This window comes from Arthrobacter sp. Ha26 (assembly GCF_059091705.1).
In genome coordinates this window covers 324,188-340,594 of the sequence record NZ_JBNHGX010000001.1, presented here as the reverse complement: position 1 = coordinate 340,594, position 16,407 = coordinate 324,188, and the positions used below count along the sequence as shown (strand labels likewise).

The 16,407-nt window shown below is 66.4% G+C and carries 16 protein-coding genes; 8 read left to right on the top strand and 8 right to left on the bottom strand.

What is annotated here, in order from left to right; translation table 11 throughout:
• Positions 1 to 2: 2 nt before the first annotated feature.
• The 3 genes from AC5RVY_RS01575 to AC5RVY_RS01565 all read right to left on the bottom strand — a co-directional run bounded on the left by AC5RVY_RS01575 (position 3) and on the right by AC5RVY_RS01565 (position 4,095).
• Complete coding sequence (locus AC5RVY_RS01575; RefSeq protein ID WP_493952944.1) at positions 3 to 2,252, bottom strand: RNA degradosome polyphosphate kinase; 2,250 nt, start codon at positions 2,250 to 2,252, stop codon at positions 3 to 5.
• Positions 2,253 to 2,380: 128 nt separating this feature from the next.
• A complete protein-coding gene (gene mshD, locus AC5RVY_RS01570) occupies positions 2,381 to 3,349 on the bottom strand; it encodes a mycothiol synthase (RefSeq protein WP_493952943.1) in 969 nt (322 codons plus the stop codon).
• 47 nt (positions 3,350 to 3,396) lie between these two features.
• The gene (locus tag AC5RVY_RS01565; protein ID WP_159827101.1) at positions 3,397 to 4,095 is read right to left on the bottom strand and encodes a winged helix-turn-helix transcriptional regulator; all 699 of its coding nucleotides are present in this window, start codon (positions 4,093 to 4,095) and stop codon (positions 3,397 to 3,399) included.
• 339 nt (positions 4,096 to 4,434) lie between these two features.
• Here AC5RVY_RS01565 and AC5RVY_RS01560 point away from each other — a divergent pair, with 339 nt between their 5' ends.
• From AC5RVY_RS01560 to AC5RVY_RS01535, 6 genes are all read left to right on the top strand, one after another.
• Positions 4,435 to 5,202, top strand: coding sequence for a permease (locus tag AC5RVY_RS01560; RefSeq protein ID WP_493952942.1), 768 nt, complete (start codon positions 4,435 to 4,437; stop codon positions 5,200 to 5,202).
• A gap of 169 nt (positions 5,203 to 5,371) precedes the next feature.
• The gene (locus tag AC5RVY_RS01555; RefSeq protein ID WP_493952941.1) at positions 5,372 to 5,980 is read left to right on the top strand and encodes a nitrobindin family protein; all 609 of its coding nucleotides are present in this window, start codon (positions 5,372 to 5,374) and stop codon (positions 5,978 to 5,980) included.
• 38 nt (positions 5,981 to 6,018) lie between these two features.
• Positions 6,019 to 6,759, top strand: a complete 741-nt coding sequence (locus AC5RVY_RS01550; RefSeq protein ID WP_493952940.1) for a flavodoxin family protein — start codon at positions 6,019 to 6,021, stop codon at positions 6,757 to 6,759.
• A gap of 94 nt (positions 6,760 to 6,853) precedes the next feature.
• The gene (gene ygfZ, locus AC5RVY_RS01545; RefSeq protein WP_493952939.1) at positions 6,854 to 7,936 is read left to right on the top strand and encodes a CAF17-like 4Fe-4S cluster assembly/insertion protein YgfZ; all 1,083 of its coding nucleotides are present in this window, start codon (positions 6,854 to 6,856) and stop codon (positions 7,934 to 7,936) included.
• Positions 7,936 to 8,373 (top strand): ankyrin repeat domain-containing protein, encoded by a 438-nt coding sequence (locus AC5RVY_RS01540; RefSeq protein WP_493952938.1) that lies wholly within the window; start codon positions 7,936 to 7,938, stop codon positions 8,371 to 8,373. Before ygfZ ends, AC5RVY_RS01540 begins: the two co-directional genes overlap by 1 nt.
• A gap of 48 nt (positions 8,374 to 8,421) precedes the next feature.
• Positions 8,422 to 9,936, top strand: coding sequence for a DHA2 family efflux MFS transporter permease subunit (locus AC5RVY_RS01535; protein ID WP_493952937.1), 1,515 nt, complete (start codon positions 8,422 to 8,424; stop codon positions 9,934 to 9,936).
• Here AC5RVY_RS01535 and AC5RVY_RS01530 read toward each other — a convergent pair.
• From AC5RVY_RS01530 to AC5RVY_RS01510, 5 genes are all read right to left on the bottom strand, one after another.
• Positions 9,898 to 10,614: a GNAT family N-acetyltransferase gene (locus tag AC5RVY_RS01530; protein WP_493952936.1), complete on the bottom strand. Its 717-nt coding sequence runs from the start codon at positions 10,612 to 10,614 to the stop codon at positions 9,898 to 9,900. The two genes, AC5RVY_RS01535 and AC5RVY_RS01530, sit on opposite strands and share 39 nt — an antisense overlap.
• Before the next feature lie 89 nt (positions 10,615 to 10,703).
• Positions 10,704 to 11,729: an ATP-dependent 6-phosphofructokinase gene (locus AC5RVY_RS01525; RefSeq protein ID WP_493952935.1), complete on the bottom strand. Its 1,026-nt coding sequence runs from the start codon at positions 11,727 to 11,729 to the stop codon at positions 10,704 to 10,706.
• A gap of 203 nt (positions 11,730 to 11,932) precedes the next feature.
• Complete coding sequence (locus AC5RVY_RS01520; protein WP_493952934.1) at positions 11,933 to 12,190, bottom strand: PspC domain-containing protein; 258 nt, start codon at positions 12,188 to 12,190, stop codon at positions 11,933 to 11,935.
• Positions 12,191 to 12,193: 3 nt separating this feature from the next.
• Complete coding sequence (locus AC5RVY_RS01515) at positions 12,194 to 12,490, bottom strand: hypothetical protein (RefSeq protein ID WP_493952933.1); 297 nt, start codon at positions 12,488 to 12,490, stop codon at positions 12,194 to 12,196.
• Position 12,491: 1 nt separating this feature from the next.
• Entirely contained in the window at positions 12,492 to 14,093 is a 1,602-nt protein-coding gene (locus tag AC5RVY_RS01510) for a PspC domain-containing protein (protein WP_493952932.1), read from the bottom strand.
• Positions 14,094 to 14,217: 124 nt separating this feature from the next.
• Between AC5RVY_RS01510 and AC5RVY_RS01505 the strand changes: the two genes are divergently transcribed.
• Positions 14,218 to 15,651 (top strand): ATP-binding protein, encoded by a 1,434-nt coding sequence (locus tag AC5RVY_RS01505; RefSeq protein WP_493952931.1) that lies wholly within the window; start codon positions 14,218 to 14,220, stop codon positions 15,649 to 15,651.
• On the top strand, positions 15,648 to 16,337 hold the full coding sequence (locus AC5RVY_RS01500; RefSeq protein ID WP_493952930.1) for a LuxR C-terminal-related transcriptional regulator: 690 nt from the start codon (positions 15,648 to 15,650) through the stop codon (positions 16,335 to 16,337). Before AC5RVY_RS01505 ends, AC5RVY_RS01500 begins: the two co-directional genes overlap by 4 nt.
• Positions 16,338 to 16,407 lie beyond the last annotated feature (70 nt).

Below are 16,407 nucleotides of genomic sequence, written 5' to 3'. Positions count from 1 at the left end.
CCTTACCGTCGGCTCAGGCTGCGTTGCCGCGGCCGTGACGCCAGCAGGAAGGACTGGACGTCCTCAAGCGGCCTGCCATCGTCGGCCAGGTGATGGCGCGTCCAATTCCCCTCGTTATCCAGGTGCCAACTGGCCGTTTCCGGCGCCACGTAGCGGTTCATCAGGTCCAGGACATAGCTGATGTCATCAGCGCTGGCCAGCTGGACCAGGGCCTCCACCCGGCGGTCAAGGTTGCGGTGCATCATGTCAGCCGAGCCGATGTACACCACCGGATCACCGCCGTTCGCGAAAGCAAACACGCGCGAGTGCTCAAGGAACCTGCCGAGGATGGAACGGACGGTGATGTTGTCGCTCAGACCCGGCACGCCAGGGCGCAGCGAGCAAATGCCGCGGACCACCACGTCCACCTTCACGCCGGCCTGCGATGCACGGTACAGCGAGTCGATGATCGCTTCGTCCACCATGGAGTTGACCTTGATCTGGACGCGGCCCGGCCGGCCCGCCCGGGAATTGCGGATTTCGGTCTCGATCCGGTCGATCAACCCGGAGCGCACCGAACGCGGGGCGACCAGGAGCCGCTTGAAGGTCGACTTGGGCGCATAGCCGGAGAGCTGGTTGAACAGCTTGGACAGGTCTTCGCCCACCTGGTCGTTGGCGGTCAGGAGGCCCAGGTCCTCGTAGTACCTGGCGGTGCGCGGGTGGTAGTTGCCCGTGCCGATGTGGCAGTAGCGGCGCAGCCCGTCCACTTCCTGGCGCACCACCAAGGAGAGCTTGCAGTGCGTTTTCAAGCCCACGATGCCGTACACCACGTGCACACCGGCCTGTTCCAGCTTGCGGGCCCAGGAGATGTTCGCCTGCTCATCAAAACGGGCCTTGATTTCCACCAGGGCCAGGACCTGCTTGCCGGCCTCCGCCGCGTCGATCAGGGCATCCACGATGGGGGAATCGCCGGAGGTGCGGTACAGGGTCTGCTTGATGGCCTGCACCTTGGGATCCGCTGCCGCCTGCTCCAGGAACGCCTGAACCGAGGTGGAGAACGAGTCGTAAGGGTGGTGGAGCAGAATGTCCCGGCGGCGCATGGCCGCGAAGACGTTGGCTGCCTTCGAGGTCTCGGATTCGTTGAGGTAACGGGAGGTGTGCGGAACATGCTTGGGGTAGTGCAGGTCCGCGCGGTCGATGCCCGCAATGACCGAGAGGCCGCGCAGGTCCAGGGGTGCGGGGACCGAGTAGACCTCGGACTCCTCAACGCCCAGTTCGCGGATCAGCAGGGCGCGGATGTTGGGGTTGATGTCATTGGTGACTTCAAGCCTTACAGGAGGGCCGAAACGGCGGCGCAGGAGTTCCTTTTCCAGCGCCTGCAGGAGGTTCTCGGCGTCGTCCTCTTCGACCTCCACGTCCTCGTTGCGGGTCACTCGGAAGGTGTGGTGCTCCAGGACCTCCATGCCGGCGAACAGGCGGTCCAGGTGGACGGCGATGACTTCCTCAAGTGCGATGAAGCGGGCTACCCGGCCGGCGACCGCACCGGCCCGCGGGCCGTCGATCGAGATGAGGCGCGGCAGCTGGTCCGGCACCTTGACACGGGCGAAGAGCTCCTTGTCGCTCACCGGGTTCCGGACCACTACGGCCAGGTTCAGCGAAAGCCCGGAAATGTAGGGGAACGGGTGCGCGGGATCCACAGCCAGGGGCGTCAGGATGGGGAACACTTTTTCGGCGAACATCTGGCTGAGCTGCTGCTTGGCGGCGTCATCGAGTTCATCCCAGTGCATGAGGTGGATGTGCTCATAAGCCAGGGCCGGGCGGATCTGCTCGGCGAAGACCTGCGCGTGGCGCTGCTGGAGCCGGTGCGCTTCCTCCCCGATCTTTTCCAGCACCTCCACGGGGCTCAGGCCGGCGGGGGAGGGGACAGCCAGTCCCGTGGCGATGCGCCGCTTCAGGCCGGCCACGCGGACCATAAAGAACTCGTCCAGGTTGGACGCGAAGATGGAGAGGAAGCTGACGCGTTCCAGCAGGTGCAGGGTGGGGTCCTCGGCAAGTTCCAGGACGCGGGAGTTGAAGCTGAGCCAGCTCAGTTCACGGTCCAGGAAACGGTCCGGCCGGATGTCCCCTTCAGGCTCAAGGTTGGGTGCAAAGTCGGGGATATCGATCCGGTCCTGGGTGGCCCGCGACGCGGGGACCTCTGAGGAGCCGAAGCGCGCACGCACCGGGACGGGAGTCTCTTGGGACGTGGCTGCTCCGGAAGGTTCCGGGTTCATGGCATCTCCTTTACCTGGCGCTTGATGCTGCCGTTTCCGGCCGGCGCGGTTCTTTCTCAACCTTACAAGCATTCAGTACGCCACGGCCCGTGATTCAGCGCCGGACCGGCCCGCGGCCGGGAAGGGGACTAACCCTCCGCCGGGCCGTACATCACGTCCATGTCCCAGCGGGTAAAGCCCAGCCGCCGGTACAGGACAACCGCGGGTGCGTTGTCAGCGTCGACGTACAGCATGACGGCGTGCAGCCCCTGGGCCTGCAGGTGCTTGATGCCGGCAACAGTGAGGGCCTTGCCCAAACCTGACCCTTGGGCTTCGGGCGTCACCCCAACCACATAGATCTCCCCGATGGCGGGATGGGAGCCGTGCTGCGGATGCACCTTCGTCCAGTGGTAGCCGAGCAGCCGCCCTTCTTCATCCACTGCAAGGAGGAACCCTGCGGGGTCGAACCAGGATTCGGCCATGCGGGCATCAAGATCGGCGCGGGTAAGGCTGCCCTGCTCGGGGTGGTGTGCGAAGGCGGCGCGGTTCGCTGCCAGCCAGCGGTCCTCATCCTGCCCCGGGACAAACGCGCGGATGGTCACCCCAGGCGGAAGGACGACGTCGGGAAGGTCCGCGGTCGTCGTCGTCATCCGCATTTTCCACAACTCGCGCACGGGCACGTAGCCGTAGCGGCCGGCAAGATCGGCGGCCGCCTCGTGGTTGCCATGGGACCATGCTTTCAACCCATGGAAGCCCCGGCGGTCCTGCAGGGCGCCCACCAGCCGGTCCGCCACACCCTGGTTGCGGTAGCTCGGATGCACGGCGATCTCCACCACACCCGTGCCGTCCGGCTCTTCCACCACGGCGGCGAAACCGGCCAGGTCCTGGCCGGAGGAGGGATCTGAGTCCTCGTCCGGGGCATAAAGGGCCAGGGTCAGCAGCTTGTGTTGGACGGAGTCGCCGGTGCGCATGCTGATCAGGGTCTGCTCCGAGATGGACGGGTTGCCGTCCGACTCTTCTGCCGCGGCCAGGAGGCCGCGGCAGTCCTTCAGGAGCTGCTGGTCAACCCCGCCTTGGACTACATGGACGGGCCACTTCTCAGGGTGCGCTGGAGTCATGAAGCAAGGCTACGGGATGGCGGACACCAGTCCGCAGGGGAGCCGGCTCAGGCTTCGGTCAGCTCGTCTTCCTGCTGCCGGACCAGGGTGAGCCGGTAGCCAACGTTCCGGACCGTGCTGATGAGGTTTTCGTGGTCGGCGCCCAGCTTGGCGCGCAGGCGCCGGACGTGGACATCCACGGTGCGCGTGCCGCCGTAGTAGTCGTAGCCCCACACCTCGGTGAGCAGTTGCTGCCTGGTGAACACCCGGCCCGGGTGCTGCGCCAGATACTTCAGGAGCTCGAATTCCTTGAAGGTCAGGTTCAGCGGCGCACCGTTCACCCGCGCGGTGTAGCTCGCTTCATCAATGACGACGCCGGCCGCCCGGATCTCGGAGGGGGCGTCTTCCTGCTCGGGGACGGCCCTCGCGACGGAGAGCCGGATGCGGGCCTCCACCTCGGCGGGGCCAGCTGATTCAAGCACGATATCGTCCACGGCCCAGGCGGACGAAACGGCGGCCATGCCGCCTTCAGTCAGGATCAGCACCAGGGGTGCGCTGAGGCCGGTGGCTTTGAGCAACTGGGTAAGGGAGCGGGCACCCACCAGATCCTTGCGCGCGTCCAGAAGGACAATATCGCAGGGATCCGTCTCGAGCAGGGCTGTTGGCTCGGCGGGGAGAATGTGCACCCGGTGGTTCAGCAATTCCAAGGCAGGCAGGATGTCAACCGAAGAACCGGTGCTGTTCGTCAATAACAGGATGTGCGACATTGTTCCTCCAAGGGCCGTCCGCGCATCGTTGAGCGACTGAACCGGATTCTCACCGGCCGGTACTGGCTCCCTGCCCCGGGTTTGGGCCGCTGCCAACAGCAGCGAACCAGCCACCTGAACAAGGAACGTAGCTGAGCCTTGAGTATACCCGGCGGCCCCTTAGCAAGCATGGATTAGCCTCGGATCAATGGACGTTTTGCGACATATCCCGTTCATATAAGGCAGGATTGGGGCAGGGCCCGACGCCCTGGCACAGGAGGCGGGCGTCGCCTTTGAACGTCAACGCAGGATGGGATGCAGCGCAGTGAGTGCAGAGACTAAGCCCCGGCCGGGATCCGAATGACGGCTGAACTTCAGGCACCCGCGCGCTCCCTGGGCTCATGGACCATCGGTGTGGCAGGCATGGCGGGACTGGCGGCAATCATCGCCGGCGTCTACGGCTCCCGCGAGGCCCTTGTGGCCGTTGCCGTGGTCATTGCGGCTGCCGTGGGCATCGGCTGGCCGCACTTCCTCCGGATACCGGCCAAAAAGACGCTCGCCGCCGTGATCGGCCTCGCCGGAGCCGGATCCGCGCTGGCCGCCGCCTACGCCCCTGCTCCGGGGTACCTGGACTGGATGCCGCCTTTCATCGCCCTGGGAATCATGGCCGTGTTTGTGGTGCAGCTGATCCGGGGAACGGGACAGGCCCAGCGGCTGGAATCAACGCTCGGCTGCTCGGTGGGCGTCCTGCTGTCCTGTTTGGGCGCAGGGTGGATCGCGGGCGCCCGCTTCAACGGCGTTCGGGAGATGCTCCTCGTGGCGGCCATCAGCGCGGCAGTGGCCCTGCTGGTTGGCCTGATCCGCTGGCCGGACAGCATCGTGGCGCCGCTGGGGATCGTTATGGCCGGACTTGCCGGCCCCCTTGCCGGGCTGGTCCTGTCCGACATCGCCGTGCTCCCGGCCGCAATTTTCGGCATCGTGGTGGGCGCGGTGCTGGTCAGCTTCCGCCGTCTCGTAACACTCCGCGGGGCCCCGTTGAACATTCCCGCTGCCTTTAGCATGGGTCTGGCGCCTGTCTCAGCGGTGGGTTCGCTGGCCTACTTCATAGACAAACTACTCATCTACTAACGCGTTAGGATGGCATCATGTCCGTACTTGCTTTTGAAATTTTCTTCCTTGTCCTGCTCGGCATCGCCAGCCTGTCCATGGCGTGGTTTGCCGGCTTTGTGGTTTACCGCCTCTTCAAAGGCCAGAAGTAGATCCTTTCCGGAGCTAGCGGTTTTTCGAGGTAATTGCTGTGCCGATTGAGATTCCCACAGACCTGACTCCTGAACTCGTCCCCCTTTCCTGGCTCATTGGCGAGTGGGAGGGCCGCGGCCGGCTGGGCAGCGGCGACGAGGATTCTGAGCACTTCGTTCAGCATGTGTCCTTCACGCACAACGGGCTGCCGTACCTGCAGTACCGTGCGGAGAGCTGGCTTACAGACGACGACGGCACGCGCCTTCGGCCGCTGACGGTCGAGACTGGCTTCTGGGCACTGGAGCGCAAACAGCTGGATGCCGACGGCGGCCCCGGCCTGATCCCTGCGGACATTGTGCCGGCACTGAAGAGCGCGGACGAAGTTGAGGCCCTCCGCAACAGCGAGGGCGGCTTCGACATTTCCGTGTCCATCTCCCATCCCGGGGGCATTTCCGAGCTGTACTACGGGCAGATCAAGGGCCCGCAGATCCAGCTCACCACGGATATGGTGATGCGCGGGAGCCACTCCAAGGACTACAGTGCTGCCACCCGCATCTTCGGCCTGGTGGACGGGAACCTGCTCTGGCGCTGGGATGTGGCCGTGGGGGGCAAGGAAGGCAAGGGGCTTGAAGCCCACGCGTCGGCTTTCCTCAAAAGAGTTTCCTGACCACCCAGGTCCGGCGGAATGAAAGAGGGGCACGGCGCATGGAAGATCCCCGGAACCTGCAGGCACCGCCGAACGGGCGGAACTACAGCGACCTGAAGGCCGTCTTTTTCAATGGGACGCTGAAACGGTCTCCGCAGGTTTCCAACACGGACGGGCTGATCGCCATCAGCCGGCTCATCATGGAAAAGCAGGGCGTCAGCACCCGGGTGATCCGCACCGTGGACCACGATATTGCCAGCGGCGTCTACCCGGACATGACCGAGTACGGCTGGCCCACGGACGAATGGCCCGAGTTGTATCCCGTCGTGCAGGAGGCGGACATCCTGGTGGTGGCCGGGCCGATCTGGCTGGGCGACAACTCCTCCCAAACCAAAAAGCTCATCGAACGCCTCTACGCCCATTCCGGTGAACTGAACAGCAAGGGCCAGTGGGCGTTCTATCCCAAGGTGGGCGGCTGCCTGATCACCGGCAACGAGGACGGCATCAAGCACTGCGCCATGAACGTCCTCTACAGCCTGCAGCACATCGGGTTCAGCATTCCGCCGCAGGCCGATGCAGGCTGGATCGGCCCGGTTGGTCCGGGGCCGAGCTACCTCGATGAGGGTTCCGGGGGTCCGGAAACCGACTTCACCAACCGCAACGCCACGTTCATGACCTGGAACCTCCTCCACCTGGCGCGCACCCTCAAAGATGCGGGCGGTTACCCCGCATACGGCAACCTGCCCAAGGAATGGGCCGCCGGAACCCGTTTCGATTTTGAAAACCCGGAATACCGCTAGCCGCCGGTGGCTGAGCGGGGTCGAAAACGAACCTGCCTAACAGGCCGGGTTGAAACTCCGGAATACTCCCTGACCAAAGGACGTTGCCCCAAGTATGACTACTCCCAGCCCTCTTTTGTCGCGCCCCGGAGCCGTTGAGGCGGCGGGTGCCGACGCCGGCGTGGCAGCCCACTACGGCGAGCCGCTGCGCGAGCAGCGCGCCCTCGCCGCCGGAACGGCCGTCGTCGACCTCTCCCACCGCGGCGTGGTGACGGTCACCGGGCCGGACCGCCTGAGCTGGCTGAACACGCTGTCCTCCCAGCAGGTCACGGGCCTGCAGGCGGGGGAGTCCAGTGAGCTGCTGCTCCTGAGCGTGCAGGGCAGGATCGATTTCGAGGCCCGGGTGGTCGACGACGGCGGGACCACCTGGCTGATCGTAGAGGCCCCCGAAGCAGCCCCGCTGGCAGAGTTCCTTAACAGGATGAAGTTCATGCTGCGGGTGGAGATCGCCGACGTCTCGGACAGTTGGGCAGTGCTGGGGAGCACCCGGGCAGTGCCCGAGTGGTCCCAACTGTTGGTGTGGCAGGACCCCTGGCCCAACGTGGCCCCGGGTGGGTACTCATATGCCACGGTTGCGCCGGCTGACCACCCCGGACTTGAGCGCCCGTGGTTCGAGTACCTGGTTCCTGCCGCCGGGCTGGAGGAAACCGTGGCAGGGCGGCCCCTCGCCGGGGTCCTTGCCGCCGAAGCTCTGCGCGTGGCTGCCTGGCGTCCCCGCATCGGGGCCGAAACGGACGATAAAACCATCCCGCACGAACTCGACCTCCTCCGCACGGCGGTCCACCTGGCCAAGGGCTGCTACAAGGGCCAGGAAACGATCGCGCGCGTCCACAACCTGGGGCACCCGCCGCGGCGGCTGGTCTTCCTCCAGCTCGACGGATCACAGCACACGCTGCCCCAGGCCGGCAGCGCCGTCCTGGTGGGGGAGCGGAAAGTGGGAGCGGTCACCTCCGTGGCCCAGCATTACGAGATGGGCCCGGTTGCGCTGGCAGTCATAAAGCGATCCGTGGCGGCGGATGAAATACTGACGGTCCTGGACGGGGACGAGCCATACACTGCCGCCCAGGAACTGATCGTTGCCCCGGACGCCGGCCAGGTGGTGGGGCGCCAGACCGGATTCCTCAAGGGGCCACGCTGATGACTGACAACGCCGTACCGTCCAACGCCGCACCGTCCGAGCCTCACCTTGCCAAGGGAGAGCCCGACGACGAGGCACTGGCCCTGGCGCATACGCTCTTCCAGGCCGCCCGGGAGGGGGACTCGGCACTGCTGCGGGCCTATCTCGAGGCCGGCGCTCCCGCCACGCTGACCAATGCGGCCGGCGATTCACTCCTGATGCTGGCCGCCTATCACGGCCACGCAGAAACTGTTCAGCTGATCCTGAGGCACGGCGCAGAGGCGAACACCGCCAACAACCGTGGCCAGACCCCGCTGGCAGGTGCAGCGTTCAAGGGCTACACCGAGGTTGCCCGGGTCCTGCTGGATGCCGGAGCCGACCCGGATGCAGGTTCACCGACGGCCCGCGCCGCCGCGCAAATGTTCGCCCGCCAGGAGATCCTTGACCTCCTGGGCTAGCATCACCGGGCCCGCCCGGCAGCTCACCACCTGACGAAAGATGACCCAGTGGAAAACGTAGCAAGGCCGTGGCCGGCCCTTTGGTCCCTGGTGATCGGGTTCTTTATGATCCTGATCGACACCACGATCGTGTCCGTGGCCAATCCGCGGATCATGGAGGGCCTGGACGCGGACATCAACTCGGTCATCTGGGTCACCAGCGCCTACCTCCTGGCCTATGCCGTTCCGCTGTTGATCACCGGCAGGCTGGGCGACCGTTTCGGGCCGAAGAAGCTCTACCTGTCCGGGCTGGTGGTCTTCACCCTGGCCTCGCTGTGGTGCGGCCTGTCCGGTGATGTCCGGACCCTGATTGCCGCACGGGTCCTGCAGGGCCTCGGCGCAGCCCTCATGACGCCGCAGACCATGGCCGTGATCACCCGGATTTTCCCGCCGGACCGCCGCGGTGCCGCGATGGCTGTCTGGGGAGCCACGGCAGGGGTGGCAACGCTGGTTGGCCCCATCCTGGGCGGTGTCCTGGTTGACGGGCTCGGGTGGGAGTGGATCTTCTTTATCAACGTGCCCGTGGGCATCGCCGGCTTCATCCTCGCCTGGCGCAACGTTCCCGCCCTCAGCACCCACCCGCACCGGTTCGATATCCCCGGCGTGCTGCTCAGCGCCGTCGGCCTTTTCCTGCTGGTCTTCGGCATCCAGGAAGGCGAAACGTACAACTGGGGCACCATCACCGGGCCCGTCACCGTGTGGGGCCTGATCATCGCAGGAATCGCCGTCCTGGCGTTGTTTGTGTTGTGGCAGCGTTTCAACAAGGGCGAACCTCTGCTGCCGCTGGCCCTTTTCCGTGACCGCAACTTCTCGCTGGCCAACATCGGCATCACCACCGTGGGCTTCACGGTGACGGCCTTCAGCCTGCCGCTGATCTTCTACTACCAGCTGGTCCGTGGCCTCACGCCCACCCAGTCGGCCCTCATGATGGTGCCCATGGCCCTGATCTCCGGGGGCCTGGCGCCCGTGGTGGGCAAGATCATCGACAGGGTCAATCCCAAGTTCATCACCGCCGCCGGCCTGGTGTTGATGGCCGTGGCGCTGGTGTGGAATTCGGTCCTGATGCAGCCGGAGACACCGATCCTGATGTTCCTGCTGCCAAGCGCAGTCCTGGGATTTGCGAACGCGGGCATTTGGGCGCCGCTGAGCACCACCGCCACGCGCAATCTTCCGCCGCGGCAGGCCGGTGCCGGCTCAGGCGTCTACAACACCACGCGGCAGATCGGTGCAGTCCTGGGCAGCGCTGCCATCGCCGTGCTGATCCAGTCCCGGCTGGCTGCCGAGCTTCCGTCGGGCGGACCGGGTGGAGCTGCGGGGGAGGGCATGATGTTCTCCGGGAGCCTGCCGGAGGCCCTCCACAGTGGGTTCTCGACGGCGATGGGCCAGTCCATGCTGCTGCCCGCCGGCGTGATCCTGGTGGGCGCGGCCGTGGCGCTGTTCTTCGCCAAGCCGCAGCCGGTTCAGGGCTGGGGCGTCACTTCCCCGTCAGCCAAGGTGGACGCTGGTCTGGATTCCGCCGGCTGACAGGCCGAGCTTCCGGGCCAGCGCCAGGGATCCCGTGTTGCTGACGTCGGTGCGCCACTGCAGGGTAAGCCCCGCGGCCAAGGCTTCGTGCGCCGCGATGGATACGGCCAGCGAGCCCAGGCCCCGGCGCCGCCATTCCGGGTCCACCAAAACACCGAGGTGGGCCAGCAGGCCCACCCATTCGGAGTAGGCGCCGCAGGCAAGGGGAACGCGCCGGCCCTCCACCTCGTGCACAATCGTGTACCGGTTTTCGAGGTCCGAAAGGCCCACCTCGTTCACGTCGTCCGGCGGGCAGCGGCCCTCCAGCTCGATGGCTTCAGGGTTGCCATGCGAAATGGTCATGTCTTCCGAGGGCTGTTTCAGGGGCAGGTCGTCCGCAAAGAACAACGCCGCCGCCCCCAGCCCGTGGCCGCCGTGGGACCGGGTCAGCGTCAGGAGCGTGACGTGCTGGGCCATCTCCTCATCCGGAATGCCCGCTGCGGCATCGATGACCCACTGCGGCCCCACCAGCGCCGAACTCCCAAACAGGCGCACGAACTCCACGGTCCGGGCAGAGTCATCGGCGCGGACAATCCGTTCCCCGGAGGCCAGGGCAGAACCGAAAGCGTCGTCGTCAAGTTCCAGGCGCCGGGCCCACGCAAGCTGGATGATGGCGGCAGAACCGGGGTCAAGTGTCATAACCCCAGCCTAGGTGGGGCAACCGGCGGCGCCGAACAGGACACATCCACGGACTGTGCCCGGCCCAGCAAACGGGTCCCGCGACGGGCTCAGCCGAAGAGGACAGCGGCTTCGTCGTAGCGCTTCTGCGGAACGGTCTTCAGCTGGCCCAGCGCCTCCTGGAAGCCCACGTGTTCAATGTCCGTGCCCTTCAGGGCCACCATGGTGCCCCAGTAGCCTTCCACCACGGAGTCGATGGCGGCCATGCCAAGCCGGGTGGCCAGGACCCGGTCGAAGGCCGAGGGAACGCCGCCGCGCTGGATGTGGCCCAGTATCGTGGCTCGGGTCTCGATGCCGGTGCGTGCTTCGAGTTCCGGGGCGAGCTGGTCTGCGATGCCGCCCAGCCGGGGCCGGCCGAAGGTGTCCAGGCCGCGTTCGGAGTGCGGGGTTTCCATGTGCTCGGGCACGAAGCCTTCAGCGACCACCACCAGGGGTGCGCGGCCGCGGTGGTGGGCTTCCTTCACCCATTCGGTGATCTGGTCGATGCTGACCTTCTGCTCCGGGATGAGGATGGCGTGGGCGCCGGCGGCCATGCCCGCGTGCAGGGCGATCCAGCCCACGTGGCGGCCCATCACTTCGGCGATCATGCAGCGGTGGTGTGATTCTCCGGTGGTCCGGAGCCGGTCGATGGCTTCGGTGGCGATCTGCACGGCGGTGTCGAAGCCGAACGTGTAGTCGGTGGCGTCGAGGTCGTTGTCCACGGTCTTAGGGACGCCCACGATCTTCAGCCCGGCGTCGGTCAGGCGCTTCGCTGCTGCCAGGGTGCCCTCGCCGCCGATCGCGATGATGGCGTCGATGCCCATCCGGTCCATGTGGGCCTTGATGACTTCGGGGCCGCCGCCGTTTTCGAAGGGATTGGTGCGGGAGGTGCCAAGGATGGTGCCGCCCTGCTTGGCGATACCGCGGACCATGGTGCGGGGGATGTCGATGATGTCGCCCTCGACGACACCGCGCCAACCGTCAAGGAAACCCACGAATTCGTGACCGTGGATGGCAATGCCCTTGAGGACGGCTCCGCGGATCACGGCGTTCAGTCCGGGGCAGTCGCCACCGCTGGTGAGAATTCCAATTTTCATGTCTCTGGCTCAAATCCTGGGGAGAAGTTATACAGGCAGAGCGCCACGCTGAGCTCACCTAGAGTCTAGTAGGGGGTGTGGGGTACGACACAAACCCGTTACATCGAACTGCCCGGTTTCAGCGTCGTCGCCATGGAGTGCCAACGCGCAAAGGCTCCCGCCCCATTACGGGAGCGGGAGCGGGAGCCTTGAGGCTGGCGTGCTCAGGGGCGGTTGATGGACCGCCGTTCAAGGAATGACTGGAGCGGGATGACGTTGCGCTGGTCCGGCAGGACCACCCAGGCCAGGAGGTAGAAGATGACAGCCGGGCCCGGGAGCAGGCAGAAGACCAGGAATGCAATCCGGACAAAAGCTACGTCCACGTCGAGCTTTGCCGCGAGTCCTCCCAGCACACCTCCAAGCCACCGTTCCGGTCCGCGCTTCAGGCCAAGGCCCCTGACGATGCTGAAAAACTTGTCCATGGTTCAAGACTTCCGTGTTGTGGGGTTGTTGTCACGTTTCCGGGCGGAGAGGAGTCCACCCACCACCAGGGCCGCGCCGGCTCCAATCATCAGGCCGATCAGGACGTAGGTCCCGTTCAGCGTGACGATGCCCAACTGGGCGATGATGATCAGTGCGGCGAGGGCCAGGACGATCAGGCCCCACACCACCGTGCCCACCCGCGCTCCGGAGGTTGGGGCAGCAGTGGCGTCCGCCGTCGTGCTTCCTGGGGTGTACGGATCCGGACCGTAAGGGTCCGGGGCCGGAGTGTGGCTGCTCATCTTAGTTACCTTCCTTGATGGTGACGTTGCTGACGGTGCCATCGATCTGGATCACCAGGTGGCTGCCGGGCTTGTCTGTGTTGTAGGTGCTCTCCCGGCTGGAAATGCCGCTGCGCCGGCTTCCGGCCTCGTTCAGGTTCCCGAGGGTCATGTCCGCCTTGACGTCCACGGGCACCGTGTCCGGTATGAGCACCGTGACGTTGCTGGCTGTAATGTCCAGCGGGACCAGGACCTCGGACTGGAGCGGGGCGTCCAGGGCCAGTTCGGTAAGGTCCACGGTGCCGCGGCCGGCGGTGATGTTCAACCCGTCGCTTGCCTGCCCGATACTCGTGGGGGTCCAGCTGACTTCCTGGAAACGGACGCGGTCGCCGTTGTTGCCCACCACGTTGAAGATGCCGCCGATGATCAGTGCTGCCACGGCGAAGAACGAGAGGATGCCGGACGTCCTGCCGCGGAGGCCCATGGCGAGGATCCCCAGGCCCAGGACGGCTGCCGCGCTGGCCCAGGCGATGGCGTTGGTGGAATCGCCGAGGTTAATGATGTTGGTGACGTCCAGGGCCTTGAGTCCCGCGCCTGCCAGCAGGGCGCTGCCGGCAACGATCGCGACGGCGGGGGCACCGGGGCCGGCGGGCCGTAGCCTGGGTGCCGGCGGGGGGCCTTGGGGCGGGCGTGGGCCGCCGTTCCGTCCGTTGTCCCAGCCGTTGCCGCCGGACCCGCTGCCACCGTACGCACCGCTTCCATACGCGCTGCCCTCATTGCCGCTGCCGGACCGCGCGCCCGAGGAGGTGCCGCCGTAGGGGCTGCCGGTGAAGGGACCGGTGCCTGCGACGTCTGAGTAGGGAGGAGTGGCTGTTGCGGAGGTTCCCGAAGCGTAGGCGGTGTTGCCGGCGCTTGCCAGGCCGGCCGGAGATCCGGTTGCGGCCTTGTTCCGCTGGACCAGGTAGTAGATCAGGTAGATGGCGCCGCCCACCCAGAATATGGTCCAGAGGAAGGCGCCGAAACCATGGTTTCCCCAGCCCCAGAAACCGCCGCCCAGCCCGCTGAAGCCGAGGATCGTGGCGATCAGGGAACCGGTCATGCCGCTGGTCCAGCGGCCCGCGCCGGCTTCCTGGACGTGGATGCGGCCGTCAGGTTCCGGAAGGAACGCCCACGCCAGGCCGTACAGGAGTACGCCGATGCCGGCGAAGAGGGTCAGGACAATGAAGACGCCGCGGACAATCAGCGGGTCGATTCCCAGGCGGTGGGCAATTCCGCTGGATACGCCGCCGATCCAACGGTCCTGGCCGCGGCTGACGCCATGGCTGCGGACCCAGCCAAAGAAGTCCGCCTGCTGGGCGGGAATTCCGGCATAGGCGTAACTGCCCGCCGTCGGGGCGGAGTGGGGTCCGGCCGACGTACCGGTGTAGGTGCTGCTGGCGGAGTCCGTGTTGTTGGAGCCGCGGTTGGCTTCACCGTTGGATTCCGCACTGGACTCCTGCGCCGGCTCCTGGTGCTGCGGGGACGGCGAGGCCGGGGGCAGGGGCTCGGTGGGGTGGGCGTTGTCCCGTTCGGGGAGGGGTTCCGTGCGATGGTCGTCATCAGGGGTGGGGGTCTGCGAGTTCATACCTCGATCCTTCCGTCCGGGGCGCTTCCGCTCTACTGGGGGACACCCTGAACGGTCCCTGAGTGGCCCCCGGTTCATGCCCAAACCGGGTCCGGGGAACCCTGATCCGTGTTTGGATTGATCCATGACCACCGCCCCCATCCGGCCCCCGCTGGTCCGGCGCAGCGACCGCTTCATCGCGGGCGTGTGCTCCGGCCTTGCCGCGCACCTGGGCTGGCCGGTCCGCAACGTGCGGGTGGGCATGGTCCTGGCCACGCTCGCGGGCGGCGCGGGCCTGGTCTTCTATGCCTGGCTGTGGATCATGGTGCCCACCGCGGACGAAAGCGCACGGCGTCAGGCGCGCCGCCCGGCGTCGCCGATTGCTCCCGCAGTGAGCCAAGGCCCTCCGCAGGGTGCTGCCCGGACCGATGCGCCGGGTGGGGTTCCAGGTGATCCCCGAACGGCCGGGCCAGGTCTTCAAACCGCAGGCCTGCCCGGCGTCGTTCCGCCCTCCCGGGGCGGCCCCTTATACCCGGGCGCAGGGGACACGGCAGGGATTATGCCGGGGCCGGTGCGGCCGCCCTGGTTCCGGTTCCGGGAGATGCGTTACGGCAAGGAAATCCTGCTCGGCGTCGGGCTGCTGCTCGTGGCGGGCATCCTGATCGCCCAGATCCTCGGCGTCGACGTTCCGCTGGGCACCCTGATTCCGGCCGCGGCCGTCCTTGGCGGGGCCTCCATCGCCTGGATGCAGTTGGATGAAACCCGGCGCGCGGGGCTCGTGGACAAAACCAAGGCGGACCAGGCCGGCGGCTGGGCCCGGCTTGCGGCAGGCCTGGCACTGGTGGTGGCGGGTGTCCTGGTGATGGTGTCCGGTTCCGGCTCCTGGGAACAGACCTGGCTGGCGTTGCTCGCCTCAGTGGCGGTCCTCGGTGGCGTGGTGCTGGTCCTGCTTCCCTGGGCACTGAAGTTCTGGCGCGACCTCGAAGCGGAGCGCGCAGGCCGGGTCCGGGAAACGGAGCGTGCGGAAATAGCCGCCCACCTGCATGACTCAGTGCTCCAGACACTGGCCCTGATCCAGCGGCGGGCATCGAACGAGCACGACGTCGTCCGGCTGGCCCGTGCCCAGGAACGGGAGCTGCGGGGCTGGCTGTTCGCCGATCCGGGAAAGGATGCCGGGCAGTTGTCGGACCGGATCAAGGCTGTTGCTGCCGAGGTGGAGGACCTGCTGGGCAACGCCGTGGACGTGGTGAGCGTGGGTGACACCGCCGTCACAGAGGGCCACGAGGCCCTGATCCAGGCCAGCCGCGAGGCAATGCTGAACGCCTCCCGGCATGGGGGCGGGACCGTTTCGGTCTACCTGGAGGTATCCGGCGGCCGGGCCGAAGTGTTCATCAAGGACCGGGGCCCCGGCTTTGAACTGCAGCATGTGCCGGAGGACCGGCTCGGCGTGCGCGAATCCATCATCGGCCGGATGAGCCGCCATGGCGGTACCGCCACCATCACCAGCACCACAGAAGGCACGGAAGTGCGGCTCGGCTACCCGGCCAGCCCGCATGACAGCACGGAAGGCAAAACATGAACACCACGCAGGGGGCCGGAACAGGACCCGTCCGGCCCGCCACACCCGTCCGGGTGGTTATCGTCGACGACCATGCCATCTTCCGCTCCGGCCTGAAAGCAGACCTGGATCCGAGCATCCACGTGGTGGGCGAGGCAGCCACCGTGGAGCAGGCCATTGCCGTGATAGCCCGGGAACGCCCGGAGGTGGTGCTCCTGGACGTCCACCTGCCCGGCGGCCTGGGCGGCGGAGGGCGGGAAGTCATCTCCGGCTCAGCACCCCTGCTGTCCAGCACGAGGTTTCTTGCCCTCAGCGTCTCAGACGCCGCCGAGGACGTTGTGGCGGTCATCCGGGCGGGGGCCCGGGGCTACGTCACCAAAACCATCTCCGGAGCGGAAATCACCGATGCCGTATACCGGGTGGCCGGGGGAGATGCCGTCTTCTCGCCGCGGCTCGCGGGCTTTGTGCTGGACGCTTTCGGCACCGCCCCTTCAGACATCGCGGACGACGAACTGGACAAGCTCTCCGCCCGCGAACTCGAAGTCATGCGCCTGATCGCCCGCGGCTACAGCTACAAGGAGGTGGCCAAGGAACTGTTCATCAGCATCAAGACGGTGGAAACCCACGTCTCCGCCGTACTCCGCAAACTCCAGCTGTCCAGCCGCCACGAACTCACCAAGTGGGCCGCCGAACGCCGCCTCCTCTAAATGGAAAATGCGCTATCAGTTTTGGTCCCCAACAGATCATGTTAAGGACCAAAACTGATAGCGCATCGGG

Coding starts and splice junctions, on each gene's coding strand:
- AC5RVY_RS01565 (WP_159827101.1), bottom strand. CDS start 4,095: ATGTCGCACATCCTGTTATTGACGAACAGCACCGGTTCTTCGGTTGAC.
- AC5RVY_RS01550 (WP_493952940.1), top strand. CDS start 6,019: ATGGAAGATCCCCGGAACCTGCAGGCACCGCCGAACGGGCGGAACTAC.
- AC5RVY_RS01500 (WP_493952930.1), top strand. CDS start 15,648: ATGAACACCACGCAGGGGGCCGGAACAGGACCCGTCCGGCCCGCCACA.
- AC5RVY_RS01510 (WP_493952932.1), bottom strand. CDS start 14,093: ATGAACTCGCAGACCCCCACCCCTGATGACGACCATCGCACGGAACCC.
- ygfZ (WP_493952939.1), top strand. CDS start 6,854: ATGACTACTCCCAGCCCTCTTTTGTCGCGCCCCGGAGCCGTTGAGGCG.
- AC5RVY_RS01530 (WP_493952936.1), bottom strand. CDS start 10,614: ATGACACTTGACCCCGGTTCTGCCGCCATCATCCAGCTTGCGTGGGCC.
- AC5RVY_RS01575 (WP_493952944.1), bottom strand. CDS start 2,252: ATGAACCCGGAACCTTCCGGAGCAGCCACGTCCCAAGAGACTCCCGTC.
- AC5RVY_RS01515 (WP_493952933.1), bottom strand. CDS start 12,490: ATGAGCAGCCACACTCCGGCCCCGGACCCTTACGGTCCGGATCCGTAC.
- AC5RVY_RS01540 (WP_493952938.1), top strand. CDS start 7,936: ATGACTGACAACGCCGTACCGTCCAACGCCGCACCGTCCGAGCCTCAC.
- mshD (WP_493952943.1), bottom strand. CDS start 3,349: ATGACTCCAGCGCACCCTGAGAAGTGGCCCGTCCATGTAGTCCAAGGC.
- AC5RVY_RS01560 (WP_493952942.1), top strand. CDS start 4,435: ATGACGGCTGAACTTCAGGCACCCGCGCGCTCCCTGGGCTCATGGACC.
- AC5RVY_RS01520 (WP_493952934.1), bottom strand. CDS start 12,190: ATGGACAAGTTTTTCAGCATCGTCAGGGGCCTTGGCCTGAAGCGCGGA.
- AC5RVY_RS01525 (WP_493952935.1), bottom strand. CDS start 11,729: ATGAAAATTGGAATTCTCACCAGCGGTGGCGACTGCCCCGGACTGAAC.
- AC5RVY_RS01505 (WP_493952931.1), top strand. CDS start 14,218: ATGACCACCGCCCCCATCCGGCCCCCGCTGGTCCGGCGCAGCGACCGC.